Annotated in this window: 15 protein-coding genes; 3 read left to right on the top strand and 12 right to left on the bottom strand. The window is 62.5% G+C overall.

What is annotated here, in order from left to right:
- Window positions 1-29: 29 nt before the first annotated feature.
- From LAN64_08795 to LAN64_08770, 6 genes are all read right to left on the bottom strand, one after another.
- Complete coding sequence (locus LAN64_08795; protein ID MBZ5567933.1) at window positions 30-983, bottom strand: cytochrome b/b6 domain-containing protein; 954 nt, start codon at window positions 981-983, stop codon at window positions 30-32.
- Window positions 970-2,994: a hypothetical protein gene (locus LAN64_08790; protein MBZ5567932.1), complete on the bottom strand. Its 2,025-nt coding sequence runs from the start codon at window positions 2,992-2,994 to the stop codon at window positions 970-972. Before LAN64_08790 ends, LAN64_08795 begins: the two co-directional genes overlap by 14 nt.
- A 316-nt stretch (window positions 2,995-3,310) precedes the next feature.
- Window positions 3,311-5,986 carry an MtrB/PioB family outer membrane beta-barrel protein gene (locus tag LAN64_08785; GenBank protein MBZ5567931.1) on the bottom strand — a complete coding sequence of 892 codons (2,676 nt, stop codon included), beginning with the start codon at window positions 5,984-5,986 and terminating at the stop codon, window positions 3,311-3,313.
- 18 nt (window positions 5,987-6,004) lie between these two features.
- A complete protein-coding gene (locus LAN64_08780) occupies window positions 6,005-6,964 on the bottom strand; it encodes a DmsE family decaheme c-type cytochrome (GenBank protein ID MBZ5567930.1) in 960 nt (319 codons plus the stop codon).
- A 276-nt stretch (window positions 6,965-7,240) separates the two neighbouring features.
- Window positions 7,241-7,759, bottom strand: coding sequence for a cyclic nucleotide-binding domain-containing protein (locus LAN64_08775; protein ID MBZ5567929.1), 519 nt, complete (start codon window positions 7,757-7,759; stop codon window positions 7,241-7,243).
- A 177-nt stretch (window positions 7,760-7,936) separates the two neighbouring features.
- On the bottom strand, window positions 7,937-8,656 hold the full coding sequence (locus LAN64_08770; GenBank protein ID MBZ5567928.1) for a Crp/Fnr family transcriptional regulator: 720 nt from the start codon (window positions 8,654-8,656) through the stop codon (window positions 7,937-7,939).
- Between the two features lie 338 nt (window positions 8,657-8,994).
- Between LAN64_08770 and LAN64_08765 the strand changes: the two genes are divergently transcribed.
- Both LAN64_08765 and LAN64_08760 read left to right on the top strand, forming a co-directional pair.
- Window positions 8,995-9,450, top strand: a complete 456-nt coding sequence (locus LAN64_08765; GenBank protein MBZ5567927.1) for a YbhB/YbcL family Raf kinase inhibitor-like protein — start codon at window positions 8,995-8,997, stop codon at window positions 9,448-9,450.
- 228 nt (window positions 9,451-9,678) lie between these two features.
- The gene (locus tag LAN64_08760) at window positions 9,679-12,507 is read left to right on the top strand and encodes a hypothetical protein (GenBank protein ID MBZ5567926.1); all 2,829 of its coding nucleotides are present in this window, start codon (window positions 9,679-9,681) and stop codon (window positions 12,505-12,507) included.
- 562 nt (window positions 12,508-13,069) lie between these two features.
- On the opposite strand, the gene LAN64_08755 is transcribed toward LAN64_08760, so the two are convergent.
- The 4 genes from LAN64_08755 to LAN64_08740 form a co-directional block, all read right to left on the bottom strand.
- Window positions 13,070-13,936 carry a dihydrofolate reductase family protein gene (locus tag LAN64_08755; GenBank protein MBZ5567925.1) on the bottom strand — a complete coding sequence of 289 codons (867 nt, stop codon included), beginning with the start codon at window positions 13,934-13,936 and terminating at the stop codon, window positions 13,070-13,072.
- 144 nt (window positions 13,937-14,080) lie between these two features.
- On the bottom strand, window positions 14,081-14,701 hold the full coding sequence (locus LAN64_08750) for a hypothetical protein (protein MBZ5567924.1): 621 nt from the start codon (window positions 14,699-14,701) through the stop codon (window positions 14,081-14,083).
- A 61-nt stretch (window positions 14,702-14,762) separates the two neighbouring features.
- Window positions 14,763-15,785, bottom strand: coding sequence for a UDP-3-O-(3-hydroxymyristoyl)glucosamine N-acyltransferase (lpxD, locus tag LAN64_08745; GenBank protein ID MBZ5567923.1), 1,023 nt, complete (start codon window positions 15,783-15,785; stop codon window positions 14,763-14,765).
- Between the two features lie 31 nt (window positions 15,786-15,816).
- Window positions 15,817-16,716: a lysophospholipid acyltransferase family protein gene (locus LAN64_08740; protein MBZ5567922.1), complete on the bottom strand. Its 900-nt coding sequence runs from the start codon at window positions 16,714-16,716 to the stop codon at window positions 15,817-15,819.
- Between the two features lie 151 nt (window positions 16,717-16,867).
- On the opposite strand from LAN64_08740, the gene LAN64_08735 reads away from it, so the two are divergent.
- Window positions 16,868-17,407, top strand: a complete 540-nt coding sequence (locus tag LAN64_08735) for a cytochrome c (GenBank protein ID MBZ5567921.1) — start codon at window positions 16,868-16,870, stop codon at window positions 17,405-17,407.
- Window positions 17,408-17,425: 18 nt separating this feature from the next.
- On the opposite strand, the gene LAN64_08730 is transcribed toward LAN64_08735, so the two are convergent.
- Both LAN64_08730 and LAN64_08725 read right to left on the bottom strand, forming a co-directional pair.
- Window positions 17,426-18,160 (bottom strand): lipid-binding SYLF domain-containing protein, encoded by a 735-nt coding sequence (locus LAN64_08730; protein MBZ5567920.1) that lies wholly within the window; start codon window positions 18,158-18,160, stop codon window positions 17,426-17,428.
- 408 nt (window positions 18,161-18,568) lie between these two features.
- A complete protein-coding gene (locus tag LAN64_08725; GenBank protein ID MBZ5567919.1) occupies window positions 18,569-19,246 on the bottom strand; it encodes a response regulator transcription factor in 678 nt (225 codons plus the stop codon).
- Window positions 19,247-19,322 lie beyond the last annotated feature (76 nt).

Below are 19,322 nucleotides of genomic sequence, written 5' to 3'. Positions count from 1 at the left end.
CCAGGACCCTTCTCTCTGCGCGCCGGCGCCTACCGGTACGCGAACAGCATCGCGTAGATGATCCACACAATGATGCTGAACCCGATGGACAACGCCATCCACGCGAACACGCGGATGGTCTTCACCACGATCGCCGGATGCGGTTCGGCCAGGTGCCGCTCCATGCGCCCGCTCGCCAGCAGCGCCTCGTACTCGCGCGGCTTGTCGCGCTTCAACTCCGCCAGCTTCATGTGGCCGGTGAAGACGGTGGTGTCCATGGGAAATTTTTCCGGCCGCAGGTGCGTGTTGAAGAAGTGGACGGTGAAGATGAAGCCGGTGGCGAGCAGCGCCTCGTCGCTGTGAATGATGGTGGCGACGTTAATGAACGAGCCGGGAATAAAGCGCGTGAAGAATACCGGGAACCACAGCGTCAGGCCGGTGGAGCCGATGATAAACACGCCCCAGAACACGGCGAAGTAATCGAATTTTTCCCAGTACGTCCAGCGCCCGTACTGCGGCCGCGGGCCCAGTCCGACGAACCACTTCATGGTGGCGATGAATTCCAGCAAGTCGGGCTTCATGGGGATCATGGAATTGGGCCCCAGCAGCAGCGCCTTCCACGATCCGTACTCGCGCTTCTTGAGCTTGAACAGGTCCACGATGTGAGCGATGAAGGTGGCGAACATGATCACCGCGGCGGTCCGATGGATGAAGCCGGCGGCCTGGAACCCGCCCAGCATGCGCGACAGGAACCGCGCCCACCCGGTGAAGGAGAACTTCAGCGACAGGCCGGTCAGTGCCAGCGTAATGAAACTGACGATCATGCAGGCGTGCAGGGCGCGGTGCAGGCGGGTGAAGCGCACGAACTCGCGGTGGTCGGGCGGCGCTTCCGGCCCCCACTCGTCGCTCGCAATTACCGCCGTCTCGTGCGCCGCGGCGGGGATAGCAACCGCGGGGTTGGGTTGCGCCACGACGGTTTCCATTTCCTCTTTAACGGTCGCCATCGCGCTTCTCCTCTCGCCCTTTTAGTTCGGCCGCTTCCTTGGCCTCCTCGGCGCGCAGTTCGGCCCGCATCTGGAACGCGCGCGGCAGCCACAACAGCGTGTGCACGCCCCCGGCGATGAAAGTCCCGACCAGCAGCGACGTCATGCCCCAGAACGTCCAGAACAGGAACGGGTACTTCTTCGGATCGTGGTGCGTGGCGTGCGTCAGATACCCGGCGAAGCGCCGCGTCGCATCGGCGTGGCACTTGCGGCAGGTCTCCACTACGTTGGCGCGGCTCAGGTGCGAGCGCGGGTCGGTGACCTTGAGGATGTCGTGCGCACCGTGGCAGTCGTAGCACTTGGCCGTCTTGGTGTAGCCCAGCCGCGACACTTTGCCGTGATAAGTGTCGAAGTAGGTTTTCGCGATCTCGGCGTGGCAGCGGCCGCACTTGGCCATAATGTCGAGTTTGAAGCCGTCTTCGTCGGCGCGCCGGATCTGGTGCGCGCTGTGGCAGTCGCTGCACACCGGCAGCTCTTCCTTGGTGCTGGTTACGGTGCGCGAGTGCACGCTGTTGACGAACTGCTCCTGGATGCCGTGGTGGCACTGGCCGCAGGTCGCGGGCAAGTTTTTCGGATTGACCGTGGACTCAGGGTCCGACTTCGGCAGTTCGCGGTGCGCGGTGTGGCAACTGGTGCAGGTGGCCGTCACTGTCAGCCCGCTCTTCAGCAGGCCCTTGCCGTGGATGCTCTCCTGATAGTGCGGGATGATCTCGTGCTGCACTCCGGTGTAGCGCACCGCCGCCCTCTTGCCTTCGCGATGGCAACGAGCGCAAAGCGTGGGCACGTTGGTGGCGAAGGTCACCGACTGGGGATCATGCTTTCCCAGCACCTTATGCGTGCCGTGGCATTCCTTGCAGACGGGCGCATTGGGGTCTTTCTTGGCGAACAGCTGCCCGTGCAGGCTGCGCTGGTAGTCCTGCCCGATCTGCTCGTGGCATTTCGAGCAGTCCACCGCCGACGTGATGGTTTCACAGGGGCGCACACGCGAGGCGTTGACCTCGGAATGGCACTGGCTGCAAGCCACCTTGGCGTGACGCGATGACGCCACCTCGGCGGCATTCACCGCCAGCGATCGGCCGTCGTGCGACTTCAGATTCGCGTTGCCGTGGCAGCGCATGCAGTCGGCGTCGGCCATGCCCTGGGTGTAGAAGACCTTGCGCACCTTGTGCGGCTGGTGGCAATCGACGCACGCCGGCAGCACGTGCGCCTCTTTCTCCCACAGCTCGCCCTTGATCGTCTTGCGATGCACCGCCTCGATCTGGGCGTGGCACTTGGTGCAGGTCTTGGCGATGTTGGCGCGCGCAATCGAGGAGTTGGGATCGGTATGCGGCAGGATGTTGTGCGCCGTGTGGCACGACGCGCAGTTCGCCGCCACCACCAGGCCCTTCTTCAGCAGGGCCTCGCCGTGCATGCTCTCCGCATAATTCTCTATGATGTTGTGCTGCTCGATCTTGCGCTGCGTCTGCACCGGCGTGCCCTCGCGATGGCACTTGCCGCAGGTAAACGGCACCTGCAACGGCGACACTGGCGAGCGCGGGTCTTTGACCGAAAGGATGTCGTGGTTTCCGTGGCAGTTGACGCAGCGCGGCGCCAGCGCGTCTCCGCGCGCCACCGCCCGTCCATGCAGCGACCGGGCGTGCTGCTTGGCCTCCTCGCCATGGCAGGTACCGCAGTCCACACGCTTCAGCGGCGTCTCGTGCGGCAGCTCCTTGCCTTCCAGGTCGGCGTGGCAACTGGTGCAGGGCAGCGAGCCGTGGATGGAACCCTGGAACCTCTTGGCTTCCACGTAGAGCGACACGGTACGCCCAGCGCGCTTGGTGGTGAGCGTCCTGTCGCTGTGGCAGGCAAAACAGGTTTCGTTCGGGTCTTCCGCCGCGCGCGCGGCCACGCCGGCGGCGAGTAAGACCGTGGTCAACAACAACAGCCCCGGCAAGGTGCGCCTGCGGCCGCCGGTTTGTCGCGATACCTTCATCCAGCACCTACTCGCTCGCCCGGGTTCGGCCCCGGCAACCTGCCGCCGGTGACGCAGGTCAGGCAGGCGGGGCCAACACTACGTTCTCAAATCGGCGAACATGCGGCTGTGAGACACCTCACCCCTGAACGTGACATGAATCACCCCCGCCATGTGCGTCACATTTCGCCGTGAGCCGCATCACCGGTGGGTCGGACCATTCGTCCCCTATCGCGGCCGATTTTCGGGATGGCGGCGTTGCGTCCAACTGCGGCAGCGGAAAAAACCGAGGGCGGCCGGTGGGCCGCCCTCGCCTAAGACTACATAAACTACAGAACTAGAAGTGGTACTCCAGCGTAGCCGTGAAGACGTGCGCCCGGTACGACGGCTGATCCGCGCCCAGGAACAGCATCTTCTGCAACGCAGTCGCGCCGCCCGAGTCAGCGGTAGTCCCGGCAAAGCTGTAAGGATTCACAGCGCCGGTCTGCCAATCGTTGTTGGCGAACTGCCGGAACACGTACTGGAACTTCGGTACTAGGCTATCCGTCAGCTTGAACCTGGTAACGACGCCCACCTCATGAATCCGGTTGACGTTCTGCGGATAACCGAAATTCACGGCAGGATAGGCAGCCTGATCCAGGCTCCAGTTAGTGAATTGCGTGTCGCAACGGGAGGTCCCTGTGGTCCAGCCGTTGCCGATCTGGCAGTTCACGCCATCGCTAAAATTGAAGCTCTGCGCCAGCGACAAGCTGTAATACAGGCTGAAGTCGAGCTTCTTGGAGGCAGTGACATCCACTCCGCCATAATAGCTGTTGACCACATCCTTGGGAGCGGTCAGCAGGTCGTTGATTGGGTCGCAGGAACTCGGATAAACGAAGCCGGCCCCCGTGGGTGTACAGGTTGCGGGGGTGTTGAGTCCCCTGCCCTCGATCATGATGCCGGTGTTCTTCTCACGCGCATACTCCGCGAACAGCACGACCTTTGGAGTGAGCGCGTAATTGACATCCACGCCGTAGTTGCGCCCCACGTTGGTCAGCAACCCGTAGGCGTAATACGGTCCATAGATCGGTGTCGGAACGCCGGTCCCTGCGCTATACGTGGCGTCGCCGAGCGGCACCGGGCTGTTGACTCCGCCGCGCTGGTTGTAGTTGTCCTGCAACGTTCCCCAGAAGGCCGAGAGGCTCAGCTTCTGAGTGGCATCCCACTGCAGCGACACATCGCCGCGGTTACGAACGCGTGACGATTGATCCAACATGCGGGAATAGTAGTTGCTTGTGTCGATCTCGTACTCCTGCGGCACGCGGTTCTGGTGACGCCCCGAAACCCGGAACGTCAGATCCTTGCGCAGGCGCATGTCGAGGGCAGCGTATACCGAGTCCTCGATGCTCTCGGCAACCTCGCGTTGGGTGCGGTCGGTCCAGCCCCGCTGGTAGCCGAACTTCACCGAGTTCTTCTTGGTAAAGAACCATGTACCGCCGATATCGAACAGCCTGGTCGTGAACGAGCTGTGTTCGGAGGGGGCATAGTATCTATAGTTCGCGACCGTTGGTGAATTGGTAGCGGCAGCGAGCTGGCTCTCCGCTGGATGCAGCGGGTCAAACCAGGCTGTCGCACCGTGGAAGCTGGTCAGGAATGCCGTATCGGCTATGACCGGCCTGACCAGCATTTCCGGAGTGCCGTCGTCGTACTTGTAATGCTGGTACTTGGCTACGAATTTCAGGTCTTTCGTTGCCTTCAATACCGCGGTGTAGTTCATGGCCAGCGTGTCCACCTTGCCGTTCAGACTCTGCGCCGGCAGGAAAGCGGGGTAACCAGGATCTGGAGTTAAGTTCACATAAGTGTTGGTCGTCAGAGGCTGAAAATTCGCATTCTGCGACATCCACCCAGGGGTGACATTCGCCATCAAGCTGATGTGTTTGCCAATCTGGACTGCACCCTGGCCCACAAACTGCTGGTACTTATTGTCCGGGTACAGGTCCATCCGTCCCGTGGCGGGTCCCACCGTCGTGTTGTTGTACACGGTCGAGAACGGGTTCTCCACCACCATGCTGGGAGTGTCGTTCTGGAAGAACGACCCCTGGTATCCCAGCGATGCGTCCCAGTTCTTCCGGCCGAACTCGGTGGCGATCTTCACATTGTTGGTGTAGTAGTCGATCGACTCCGGCGCCTCGGCCGCATAGCCGGTCGAGCCGTTGCCCATCACGAAGCCAATCGGCCGCGTGCCGAGTTGGTGCTCCCGCGAGAACAAGGCGTTCACGTTCACGTCGGGTGTGATGTTCCAGCTCATCGAACCGGTAAGTGCTTTCCGGCTCTCCTGCTGGGTAAACGGTTGCGCATCCACGCCTGCTACCAGGCCGCCGGCCACCAAGCTCGATATGGTGCCGTTGGTTCTGATAGCGCTATTAGCGGCGCTCGTGGTAAAGCCCGCAAACATTTGATTCGTAATCGGGCATCCCGTTATCCCGCCGGCGTTTGGTGTTCCGTTGAGGCAGGCATACGTGGTGGATTGCACGCCCGCAGGCAGCGTCCACCCGCCCGCGCCGTTACTGCTGAACAGCGTACGCGTGGTGCCGCTGAAGATGTGCGGCGTTTCGTCAAAGCGGAATTGCATCTTGTAATGTCCGTATTGACCAAACGTAACCAGTACGCTCTGATCTCGAGTCAGACTTCCTCCGCCCTCAAAGGCAAAGCCGTTGCTGGCCGACTGAATCCGGAGGTAGTTGTTGGAGCCGAAAATGCCGTCCAGTAAGGCGTTGAACTTCGGAATGTAGAAGCCGCTTCTGTGATCCTGATAAGTGTTAAGGCCGGAGTTCAACACATCGGGACTGAAGGTTGATCCGGGTAACGCCGTTGATGCAGGGAAAGTGCGACCGTAAACCTCGCCCGTAACCCCGCGGAAGCCAAACTCCACGACGCCGCGCTCGGGAGCCGCCTGTTCCTGGGCGAAAACCGCCGCCGGAACAAGCAGGAGCGCGAGCAGTGTACAAAGCGCAAACAGCTTGAATATTTTCATTGCTCTCTCTCCTTTTTCCTAGCGCAGGAAGAACGTACCCGACGGGGCGTTGGTCCCGTGGATTTTGGAGTGGCAGTTCGCACAGCCACGGTTCAAGGTCTTGTTGGGATAGCCCATGGGCTGGCCCTTGGCGGAGACGTTACCCAGGGGGTAGCCGATGGTGCCCGTCCCGTGCGCGAATTCGTTGTGGCACTCTTGGCAGAGCCGCGGAATGCGCGCTTTCAGCAACTGCGGATTGAAGGAACCATGCGGCTCGTGGCAGGAGTCGCAGTTTTCCGTCACCGGCTGATGCGCCCACAGGAAGGGGCCGCGCCGCTCGGCATGGCAGCTATAGCAGTTCTCGTTCACGGTGGCCTGTTTCAGTTGCGCCGGATTGGGCGAACCGTGCGGGTTGTGGCAGCTCGTGCAAGTAACCTTGCCTTCCCGGAACGGCATGTGCGAAGAGCGCTGCAGTTGCGCGCGCCGCATCTGGTGGCACTGCAGGCAGAGCTCGGTCTCGGGCTTGACTAGACCTCCGGTGTCCTTCAGCGGCTCCGTCAAGAATGCCTCGCCGCTCAAGGACCTTTTTAGCTGCTGCTTGACCTGGTGGCAGTCGACGCACCGCATACCACGCGATTCGTGCGGGCTGCCGGCCCAGAACATGCGGTTGCCTCTCTTGTGGCACTGCGCGCAAGACTGGTTCTGTTCCTCGACTGAGGTCTTGGTGTCTTTGCCATAAGTGATGGGGATGGTGTCCTTGCCGCCGCCGGCTTCCACGTGAGCCTTGCCGGGTCCGTGGCAAGACTCGCATCCAAGTTTTTCGTCGGCTGTGTGGGGATTCGCAAAAGCTTTCCCCATCACAGTATTCTTGAAGCGGCGGTTTTGATCATCATGGCATGTAATGCAGGTATCGCTGCCGACGTAGTCGCTGTCGGCGGCCGGGGCGGGAGCCGCCTTGGGCAGCTCGCCGGCGACGCTGACGCCGGCCACCACGAGCATGACCAGCATCACAGCGGCCAGGGAGATCGCGAACCGCTTATGATTTTTGAATTCGTTCATTGCTATTAGCTCCTAGGCAGAACCGGGGCGGATCCGCATCGGACCCCGGACGGCACAGGTAGCATCGGATATCCATGGGCGGAGAGGCTGTGAGATCGCTCACATAGCTCGGTGACGTGCTTTGCGCTTTCCGGCTGCTTCTGTGCAAAACTCTCCCCGCCCTTCCAGGCAGGAAAAAACGCCCGCCGCAGCGGGCGCTTGCGCAATGCTAACTTGTCAGTTGCTGTGCTCCGCGGCATGCGCGGACAAGTGCAGCGGGTGCGGACGGCGCGCGCGCGCCAGCCCGATCGACCTCACCCGGTCGTAAGCCTGGTGCAGGTCCTGGCTCAGCAGGTGCACGACCTGCAGGCAGGCTACGCGGTGATCGCGCAAGAAGTGCAGCAGGTCCTTGCGCCGTACGAACGCCACCTGCGAGGTGTCCACCATTTCCGCCGTCACTTCGTTCGGCTTGCCCGACATGCAGGCGCTCAGCCCCAGCACCTCGCCCGGCCCGGCCACGCGCAGCATCAGGCGCTTGCGACTGTCGGCACAAACCGAGAGCTTGGCGCGGCCCTCGCACAACACGTAAATGCCGCGCGGCTGCTTGCCTTCGGCAAACAGCGTCGCACCCCGCGGAACCACCGTCGTGCTCTTGATGGCGTCGAATGCCTGCAGCGCTTCGGCGGGAAGATCGCAAAATACGCGGTCCGGCCGCAACTCGCAGGCGAAGCAGCTATGATCCTTTGCGCTCTCCATAACACTGGAATGATGCTTGCTGCGGCGAGCCAAAACAGTGATTCCTATCACTGTTTATGGTGATGCGTAACCCAAGAGGCGCGTCCCGGGCGGGGTTGCGAGGGAAAACAATAAAGCGTCTCTCCGCCGCTGCATCCGGAGGCGCGCGGCGGAGCGATGGCAAGCTTGCACAGCGGCCTAGCTGCTGGCCAGCGCCTTCAAGGCCGCCTTGTTGCGGATCAGCAGCGTCGACCCCTTGGCGTGCACAATCTGCCGCTTCTTCAGTTCGGCGAACAGCCGCGTGACCGTCTCGCGCGAGGTGCCGATCATCTGTGCGATCTCCTCGTGCGTGAGCGCCATCTTCACGCGCGGCTCCTGCTTGGCCGCTTCCCCGTTCTTTGAGCTCCACTCCAGCAGCAGCTTGGCCAGCTTTTCCGCCGCCGAGTGCGAAAGCCCCAGCGAGCGGATTTCGTGGCAAGCGGTGTTGTACTTGTCGCTCAATTGCTCGGCTACGCGGAAGCACGCTTCGCTGTGCTCGCGCAGGAAGCGCAGGAAATCCTCGCGCTTGACGAAGTTCACCTGGCAGGGATCGATCGTCTCCGCCGTGAGTTCGTATGGTTTGCCGGAAACGGTGGCGCTGAGCCCGAGGACTTCGCCCGGTTCGGCGATTTTCAGGATCAGCGTTTTTCCGTCGGTGGAACAAATGGAGAGCTTCACCCGCCCTTTGCAGAGAACAAAGATTCCGCGGGGCGCCTGGCCTTCGACAAACAGCACGGCGCCCTTCGGATACGCACTGGCATATTTAATGGCTTCGAATGATTGCAGGGCGGCTGTGGGCAAATCGCAGAAAATTCTGTCCGCCCTCAGCTTACAGGTGAAGCAGCTTTCTATGATGTCAAGTCCATAAGGTGATAACACGACACAACCCCCTGTGACATTCCATCTTACGATGGGCGTCAAGGAATATCGTTCGAACGCTCATTCGGTGCGCCGAACGAGCGTTCGTCGCAACCCGCTGCTACCCTCATAAACACTGGCTTCGCTGCGCCACGCATCCGCCCCTTGGCAAGCCGGAGACGTTCTGGTGAAATGATCCCACGATGTGGCCCATGTCCATACTCTTTGTGACCTTGCTCACCGTGGCGGTGTACACGCGGACTGGGGCGGAGGCGCATGAAATCAGGGGTTGGCGCGGTCCCGGAGCATCCTCCGCGCGCCCCGCGGCCGCGTCTGCGGCCGCCAACACGGAGGCAGCCATGCAGGTCAATAGCAAAATGATTCCCCCCGGCGGCGAATTCCCAAAACGGAACACATGCGACGGTGGGGATATTTCCCCCCACTTGGCCTGGAGCGACGTACCCGCCTCCGCCAAATCGTTTGCCGTGATCCTTGACGATCCTGACGCTCCCGGCGGAACCTTCACCCACTGGCTCCTGTGGGACATTCCCGCCGCGGCGCGCGAACTGGCGGAAAATGCGCCCAAGACCGCGCAATTGCCCGCCGGCGGAAATCAGGGGCGCAATGACTTCGGCAAACTGGGCTACGGCGGCCCCTGTCCGCCGCCCGGAAAGCCTCACCGCTATTTCTTCCGCTTGTATGCGCTGGACACGGTGCTGGGATTGAAAGCGGGCGCCGGCCGCGGCGAACTCGAACGGGCCATGCGGGGTCACTCCGTCGCCCGCGGCGAACTCATGGGACGCTATGGGCGCTGAGGCCGCAACCCGCGCTCCTGGTGGCCGCATCCGCTTGGGATCAGCGGCGCGCATTATCGAGTTGGTCAAGATTGACACCAGCTTTGTCACACGATAAGGTGACAAACATCACACCCATGCCGGTCATGGCCGGCATTATTCCCCCCAAGCCCTAGACCGACCAGGTTCGCAGTGGCCGGTGAATTGGCCATTGCGCAGAGAATTGGACGTGGTGTCATGGAGACGCTCATGCGCAAAGTGTGTCTGGTGCTGCTCGCGATTTTCGCCACTGCGTGGCTGGCAGGTTGTGGATTCACTCCTTCGGGCCGTTTGTCTTCTTCCTCCTCCACTGCGACTTCCACCATCACGGTCTCTTCGGCTGGCTCCAGTGCGCGTCTGGGCGATGCCGCGGTGCAATTCACGGCCACCGGAGGCAGTGGCGGCTACACTTGGGCGGTGAACGGGGTCGCCGGCGGCAGCGCCACCACCGGAACCATTGACAGCATCGGCAAGTACACTCCGCCGGCGGTGGGCGCCACCGCGCTGGCGAATCCGACCACCGTGACCATCACCGCCAGCGCGGGGGGCGTCACCTCGGCCGGAGTCTCGCTGTCGCTGTTGAATCCGATCGCTACGGTCACCAGCGTCGCCGTCACCGGCGGCGGTAGCCTGCTGGTGGGGGTTGCCACCGGCATCACCGTCACCGGCGCCAACTTTGTTTCCGGCGCGCAAGTCGTCTTCGGCAGCAGCAGCGTAGCGGCAACCGTGGCCAGCCCGACCTCTCTGACCGCTACGGTCACGGTGACCAGCGCGGGCAGTGTCACCTTTTCCGTGAAGAACCCCGATCCCGGGTCGGCCACTTCGACCACCACCGCCAACCTGACGGCGGCGAATCCCGTGGTGATCGCAGGCACCGCGGCCAAAGGCCTGCTCAACGGCGCCAGCGTAAGTATCTTCGCGGTAAGTCCGAGCACCGGCGCTGACGTCGGCGCCGCCCTGGGCACAGGCAAGACCGACGCCAACGGCGTCTTCAGCGTCTCCTTGTCGTCGCTCCCCACGGCCGGCGCTCCGCTGCGCGTGGAAGTCAGCGGCGGCACCTACGTTGACGAAACCAACGTCACCAATCCGCCGATCGTAAACACCATCACGCTCGCGACTCTCCTTGACGATGGCTCGGTCAGTGTCAGCGGTCTGGCGATCACCCCCATCACCGACATGATCAGTTCGGCGACTCAAGCCGCGCTCGGCGGCAGCGCCAGCTCGATCAAGACCCTGGCTGCCGGCGGCACCGCTTCCAGCACCCACGCCACCATGAAAACCCTGATCAGCGGCCACTGGGGCGTCAAGAGCGACCCCGAGAAAACAACCCCAACGAGCAGTATCGGCGCAGCCAGTACCGACGGCTTCAAAGTCGGCCTGCTGAGTGGCGCCATGCTGGAGTGCGCGCACAAAGCCCTGGCCGCGTTCCCGACCGTGGATCCCGGCAACTTCGTCAAGGCGCTCGGCGCCGACATCGCCGATGGCGTCTTCGACGGCTTCGGCCTGAAGGGCGGCGCAAAGGCGCAGGTGTTCATCCCGGGCACGGGCACTCCCGGCATCCCTCTTTCCCAATATGCCGGCGACACTGACTTCTTAAGTTGCGTGCAGACTTATGTGACCAGCCCGAACACCGAATTGACCAAGGAGAATGGCGTGCCCGCGGGCTCGCCGCCGCCACCCTCGATGATCAGCACGGTTTCCTCCGTCGTCAGCGCCATTTCGGCTGCGATCGCTAGCAGCCCGGCGACGCCTCCCTCGGCCGGCATCGGAGCATCCAGTTCGGGCGCTATCGGCCAGTTGAGCTTCAGCGGCCATCAGTATGTGTTCATTGCGGCGCACACGTCGGGGGTTGCAGTAGCGGACGTCACCGATCCCACCGCTCCCACAGCCAAGTCCTGGAAGGGGCTGTACACGACAGCGTTTAAGAACCAGGCGGTCGGCGGAGTCATCCCGGTCATCGGCACCGCGGCACACGCCCAGGCGGTCGTGTTCGCTTATGGGAGCAAGCACATCGCAGTGGTTAACGCCGAGATGCTGGCGACGGGCACTCCACCTACCGATAATTCAGTTCCTGCCGGGTTGATTGACTACGAAGCTGACCTGCCGATAGCGGCGACATTCCCCGTCGGCTTTAGCGGCGGCTCGGCCTTCATCGCGGGCGGCATCCCGGTGGCTGGCGCGGGCGTGTGGCTGGCGACTGCCGATGGCTACGCTTTCTTCGACCTGCGCACCAGCCCGCCCACGCTCGGCACGCCGGTGCCGGTTCCCACCAACCTGTTCCTGGCGGAGAACCTCGGCGGCGACACGACGCACAACTTCCTGCTGTGTGGCAACTACCAAGGCATCCAGTTCATAGACATTAGCTCCACGACCACGCCCGTCTCCTATGTGGCGGATTTCCTGTCGGGCCTGCCGACCGGCTTCAACTCGAGCTGGGACCTCGACATTGACGGCGACTCCGTGGATACCGGACTGCAAGTTGGCATCCTCACCTACGAGGATACGAACACTGCGCTGTTCCTCAACCTGGGTGCCGGAACCAAGACGGCGGGAGCGGCGGGAGCACCGAACACGCTTGCTCTGCCTGCGACCGCGGGAAAGTTGGTCAGCTTTGGAACCAGCCCATTTCCCGTATTCTCAGGTTCGGCGGTGGACAGCAGCAGTCACCTCGCGCTGTTCATGGCCGGCTTCTCCACGAGTTGGGGTGTGGGCAAGCTCGACGATCCGGCCCATCCGGCCGACGCCACGGCCGGCTGGCAAGGCCTGAGCGACTGGATCTACGGTGATGTGTCCACCGCATTCACCGGCTACTTCTACGCCACCGATCCGCACGCCGTCGGTATCGTGCACAACAATTCCGACGGTCGGACCTACGGCTATCTACTCGCCGGTAGCTTCAAGAGCGTTGTTCAGATCAATATGACCGACATCGTGGACAAAACCAAAATGTCGCGCACCGGAACGACGGGCGATGCCGCTCACACCCCGGCTTCCAACCCGGCTACGGCCGGCTTTATGAAGCAGATCACCTGGCCGTAATCGCTGCCAGATCGCGGCCCGTAGAAAGAGCCCCGGCGCCGGGGCTTTTTTCTTATGTAGCTCGCCCAGTTGATCAGGGTTGCGGTAGGCCGGTAACTCAGGTCCCCGCGTTCGAGCCCTGCCCGCCGCGCTGCCGTTGAAATAAAGGAAACGCCGATGAACTGGAAGGCCGGCCCATCGAGACTCCGCCCACAAACAAAGGTAACTCCCACGCGATTACGCTCGCTATCTTTACCGCGTCCCGTGGCCGCGATACCTTCGCGGCAGTTGGAGACTGGCATCGTCTCTCGAGGGCCAAATGGACGCGGCCCGGCAATCCTGCCGGGTCGCGCCCGTCCAAGGACGGTGGAGCGCTTCGCAAGGAGAGCGGTTATGTGGCGAATGATTTATTTCTGGATCGGGCTTCTGGTGGCGCGTTATCTATTCCGCCGCCGCTCCGAGCAGATTAATCTGGACCGCTTGCGCAGCGCCGGCTTGTAAGCGCTACGGTTACGAACTGGCACTTGCAAACGGATTCCTGCGCCGGCTTTGGAGACGGTCACTGGCAACCAGAAACTGGCAACTACTTCCTTCTGTATCTCGAAAACTGGTGCTCCCCCACCTTCCGGCAGCTCACCCACTTCCACCACGGCGCATTATCCACGGTAAACCCGGGCGCGTTGAATGTCGTGGGACGATACGGTGACGGGCTGCGTTCATCCGCCACCGATCTCTCCTGTTCCGGCGGCGTCAGTTGTCCGACCTCCACCGGCGACACGGTCACAAACTTCTCGTCCACCAGCCCCGCGCGCGACAGGTATCCGTACAACGTCGGCCCGCCTTCGCACAGCAGGTACTCGATACCCAGCTCCCGCCGAAGCCGACCGGCGGTCTCGCGCAAGTCCACGTACCTCTCCCCGCCCGAGGCGATCACCTTCAGGTGCGGATGGCTGCGCTTCTCCGCCAAACGCTTCGCCCCGGCATTTGTGGTCACCACCACCGCGTCCACTAGCTCGCCATCGAACACCCGGAATGCCGACAAATCCAGCGTGGCCGCGCCGGTGACCAAGATGTTCATCTCTCGCCGCTTCCCCAGCTTCTGCCGCAGCCGGCACAACTCCGGGTCCATGATGCGGAACACCGGCCCACGCGGCCGCTCCCCGAGCTCGGTTTCGTCTCGCAGAGTATTGACCCCGATCAGCACCGCGTCGGCGTGCGCCCGCAGCAGGTCCATCAGCCAGCGGTCTTCTTGCGAGCGCGAGATGTCCGCGCCGGCCGCGTGCTTGCCCTTGAACGACACAATCCCGTCCAGCGACTGCACGAAGTTGGAGAAAATCCATGGCCTGCCCGCCGGCACCGGCGGAAATCCCAGCCGTCCGTACGGCCCGTACGCCGCATCCTCCACCGGCGACGCCTCGCCCTCGTCGAACAGCACCTCAAACTTGCGCATGACGGAATTGTACGTTGCCCCTAAGTGCGGCGTTTCGTCGTGTCAGTCTCGCTTTGTCAGTCCTGAAGTTGTCCGAGCGAGACAAATCTGACGTACTGATCAAGGCAGAAGTCTGTAGATGTCACCCAGCGCCCAGTTTCTGAATCATGAATGCCGCACCGTCCCCAGCCTCTCCCGCACAAACGAAACGATCTGCTCGTTCACATACTGCGGCGGACGCACCCGGAACACCGGCTTCCCTTGGATCAGCTTCAACGACACCCCGCTCCATGCCGGGAGCGCATCCGGCGGCCCATCATGCAGAATCACCGCCGATGCCAAATCCAGGTACTCCCGCGCCGTTGCCTTGAAATCTGCCGTACCGTAATCGAGCACGGTCATATACAAGTCCGGGCGCAGAAACTTCATCACGCTGTTGGACTCGACAATCACGTTCTCCGCGCCCGCAATTTGCTTGCGCAGCGCCGGCATCGCTTCCGCCAGGTTTCCCTGCTGCGTCCGCACCCACAGTGAGCGCTCCGCTCCCGCCACCAGGAAGTGCGAAGTGTCACTCTCCCCCGACCGGTCGCGCTCTTCCGTGATCTCCCACGAGTGCTCGTCGGAGGCGCAATCGCACCGCTCTCCATTCGCCGAGCAGATCCCGTGCCCGTACTGCGTGATCTTGACAGCAGTCCAGTGCCGCTCCGGCATGGCGGCAATCAGCCCCGCCACCACGCTGGTTTTGCCCACACTCCGCGAATGTCCGCCAATGACAACGATCGGCATGTCGATGAACCACATGCGCCCAAAATGCGCAGGGCTCCAGCTCCTCGCTACTCACTCCCAACTACTTCTTCGCCAGCCTCGCCAACACCGCCAGTTCCTTCAAATACTGCTTGATCGGCCGCGCCGGCGTTCCCCAGAACAAGGTACCTTTCCCGCGTATCACCTTCCCGCTGGGCACTCCGCATTGCGCGCCCAGAATCGCGCCGCTCTGGATGGTAACGTGGTCGGCGATGCCCACCTGCCCCGCGATCACCGCGCCGTCTTCGATCACCGAGCTGCCTGAAATCCCCGTCTGCGCGGCGATCACCACGTTCTCGCCGATGCGCACGTTATGTCCGACATGCACCAGGTTGTCCAGCTTCGTTCCGCGCCCGATTACCGTCGCGTCCAGCGCGCCCCGGTCTACCGTGCTGTTGGCGCCGATTTCGACCTCGTCCCCGATCTCCAGCCTGCCCACCTGCGGAAACTTCGCGTATCGCCCCGTGTGCTCATCGCGTACGAAACCAAATCCGTCGCTTCCCAGCACCGCCCCAGCGTGAACAATTACGCGGTCGCCGATGGTCGTGCCCGGATAAATGCTAACATTCGATTTGATGTCGCAATCGGCACCGATGCGCACGCCTGCGCCGACCAAGGTTCCCGACCCAATCGCGCTCTTGTCACCAATGATGACATTCTCCGACAGCACCGCCAGCACCCCGACCGACACTCCCTTGCCCAGCCGCGCACTCTCATGCACGACTGCGGTCGCATGAACCCCCGTTCCCGCCTCTCTTCCCGGACACAACAACTCCGCCGCCCGCGCAAACGCCAGCCGCGGCTGCTTCGCAATGATGAGCGGCTTGGAATGTCGTTTCTCGGGGATTCTCGGTGATCTCGGCGTCTCAGTGGTCGCTACGTCAGCAAACTCCCCCGCAATCACCGCCGCTGCTTTCGATGCCAGCGCTGCCGCCAAATGCTTCTCACTTTCGACAAAAACGACCTCCCTCGCCGTCGCCGACTCGATGCTCGCGACGCCGCCGGCCTCGACGTCGCCACCCACCACCCGCCCGCCAACGTGCTTTGCGATTTCGCTGAGCCTCATCTTTAGTTTGCTCGCAACTCGGAACTCGCAACTAGTACCGTGACGCTTCCCCTTCCGGCCTCGTCTTCCATCGGCGGTGCACCCACAGCCACTGATCAGGGTTTTTCCGCACGTACTCCTCGATCACGCTGGTGAATAACTGCGTCGCCTGCACCACGTCGCGCTCATCATCGCCGGTGCGCGGCAGCGTCAGCGGCGGCCCAAACGTAATCCGGTACTTTCGCAGGGTGGCGTCCCAAATGGTAAACGCCGGGACCACCGACGCGTCCGTCCGCAGCGCTACCCGTGCAGTTCCGCTCGCCGTGCACGCCTTGATGCCGAAGAAATCCACGAACACTCCCGCCGGCGGCGTCATGTTCTGGTCCATCAGCAGCCCGACCGTCTCGCCCGCGCGCATCGCCGAGATCAGCCCGCGCGCAAAATCCTGTTTCTCGAACGTCGAGTTGCCGTGCAGCGTGCGATACCGCTCCACCATCCGGTCGAGGTAGGGATTATCCAGCGCGCGCACCACGATCTGCAGCCTGTGCCCGTGAATCGAATGAACGAACGACCCAACCTCCCATCCTCCCAGGTGGGCCGTCAGGAACAGCACGCCCTTGCCGCGACGCAACGCCGCGTCGAAATTTTCGAAGCCCTCGTACACCGCCACCTGCGAGACGGTTTCCCGGGTATAGCGTGGGAACTGGCAAAACTCCGCCAGTTGCCGTCCCAGCGACACAAACACCCCGCGCACGATCCGCCGCCGCGCCCGCCGCGACATCTGCGGATACGCCAATTCCAGGTTGCGCACACCCACGCGCCGCAATCGCCGGTGCAGGTGATATACCGCCCCGGCCAGCAGGATCGCCGCCGCGCGCGCCAGCGGACGCGGCAATAGCCCCAGCATCTTCACCACGGGCCAGACCAGCGCATACTCAAGTCGATGCCGCATTCGAAGCTGACCGGACGCTAGCACCCGCAATTTCAGCTGTCAAACCGACCACCAGCCACCCACTATCCGCCCACGCCGCTCGTCAACCTTTCCCCTGACCGGTTATCATCTCCGCTCAGAGGATGGGATGAAATTCAACCGCGCGCTGATCATGCTTGCACTCGTCGCCGGGGGCCTTCTCGCCGCCTGCCGCGCCAAGGCCCCCGGCAGCGCCGAGGCCGCCCTAGTCAGGGAGATCAAGAAGGAAAGCATCGGTGGCAATGACTGGAAGAACCCGCTATCCGATACGCCCGACACCCAGAAGACCGGCGCTGAGCACTTCCAGCATCACTGCCAGATTTGCCACGGCCTGGACGGCCACAACACCGGCGTCCCCTTTGCCGACCTGCTGTCGCCGCCCGTCGCCGACCTGGGCGATAAGAGCGTGCAGGCTTACTCCGACGGCCAATTGAAATGGATTATTCAGAACGGCATCCGCTTTACCGGCATGCCCGGCTGGAACGGCATCCTCGACGACAACGAGCAGTGGGCCATCATCCGCTTCCTCCGCCACCTGCCCCCCAAAGGATCGCTGGGCGCGCCGCCGATTTATAAGGAATCAGAAGAGGAGCACCAGCACGCCGAACACGGTGCGGCTGCCGGGTCGCACGAGCACAAGCAGTCGCAAGAAGGCCCGGAGCACAAGCACTGACGTAGGAGCTACTGCTAACTACTGTTTTTCCGCCTGCTTGTCCGCCGCAGGGGTCGTTTCTTTGGGAATATCCGCCGTTTTCACCGGCGCGTAAGTCCGCAGCGTCTCCAAAAACGGATTCGCATCCGCCGGCGCCGGGTGCGCCCCGTTCAGCAGCGAGCGATACGGCACCATGCGACCGTAGAACGCGCGCGTGTCGTCGCGGTCCTGCTTGATCACCGCACCGTTCAGCGATATCCCGGCAAACACGCCGCGCGCCCGCGAATAGGTCAGCACCTGCGCCCGCATCTTCCAGTCGGTGGCGCCTTCGGCGTGGCGTCCCACCGGCCCCGCCGCCACCGACGCGTCCGCGCCCAGCTTGAACTTGCTGGACAGCAGCGCGCGCATGCCGCGCTCGTTCATGATCACCATCACCAGGTCCACCGCCTGGCCGCCGATCTGGAAGCCGAAGCTGCCGCCTTCCACCCGGAAAAAGGCCGGTGCGCTCCAGCCGTTTGCCGTTTTGCAGCTAGCCAACCCCTTGCCATAGGCGGCACCCACCACGAATCCGCCTTTCAGCATCGACGGGACCACCGCAATGCACTCCGCCGAGCCCAGGATTTCCTCTGGGATCCCCTTGTCGGGCGCCCCCATGATTTCGTTCATTACCGTGCCCGCTTCATCCACCCGGTCGATCACCTTGTCGCGGTCGCCCTGCGCCCAGCTCAGACTTGCAAACACTGTCAGTAGCACAACAACGAGAAATTTCTTCATGGCAGGTTCTCCGTGGCGCGCCTTTTCATACTAATACTGAGATGCGGCCTGCGGTGTTGACGTCGTGGGTGCGCCGAAAAAAAGGTCCATGGTTCTTGGAAATCGATGGAGGTGTGGAAATAAAAACCGGGATCGAGGCCCAGTTCGATCCCGGCTTCCTTTCGGCCCGGCACGCGGTTTGTGCGTCCGCTACCGGGGTAATGCTCTCCCAGGGTTCTGTGGTAGGTGAGCGCAGTATGCTTCGATTCCCCGGACCGCGCAAATCTCGCCAGTCCTTGACCAAAAGTAACGCCGTCTCCAGGCCCCCAAACGAATGACCACAAATCGCCACGAATGTTCACGGATTGATCATGAAAACATTTGTTCCGATCCGTGCTCATCCGCGGAAATCCGTGGTCGAATTGTTTTCTATTTCGTAACCAGCGAATGCGTGATCGCGTGCACCGACAGCGCGATCCGGTTCTGCACGCCGACCTTCCGCATCAGCTTGGCGACGTGCGCCTTGACCGTGCGCTCCTCAATCCCAAGGGCCGCGCCGATCTCCTTGTTCGAACGGCCCACCACCAGCATCTCCAAGACCTCTTTTTCGCGGTCGGTAAAGGTCACGCGCCCCGCCGGAAAAATCCTCCCCGGAGACGTCGTCACGCGTTCGATAAACAGGGACAGCACCCGCCGCGGCGCCCACACCGATCCCTGGTTCACGATGCGGATTGCCATCACGAACTCCTCCGGCGACGCCGCCTCGTCCACGTAGCCCTTCGCGCCCGCCGCCAGCGCCTTCAGAATGGTCTCATCGTCCGCGCCCGAGCCGCACACCAGCAGCCGAAAATCCGGACGCGCCGCCTTCAGCCCGGCCATCACGTCGAACAAGTTCTGCGATCCGTGGCTGCCCAGCATCACCAGGTCGAGGTCCGGTTCGGCGGCCACTTTGTCGAGGGGAACCGACACCAGCTCAAATTCGGGTTCGGTATCAAACAAAGAGCGGAACCCGACCAGGCGCAGTGGGTCCGGCTCAATCACGGCTATGCGGATTTTGGGTTTCTTCGGGGGCGGCGGTTTCATATTCTTGTCCTTGGCGCGTAGCATACCTCAATTCGGATTTCGGACAATGTACCTCCGGCCATGTCCCGTAGTGACATCCTTGGTCTGTCGCGGTTCACGT

This window comes from Terriglobia bacterium, from assembly GCA_020073185.1.
GTDB lineage: Bacteria > Acidobacteriota > Terriglobia > Terriglobales > Acidobacteriaceae > JAIQGF01.
The sequence above is the reverse complement of the archived record's forward strand: the minus strand, read 5'-3'. Positions and strand labels throughout refer to the sequence as shown.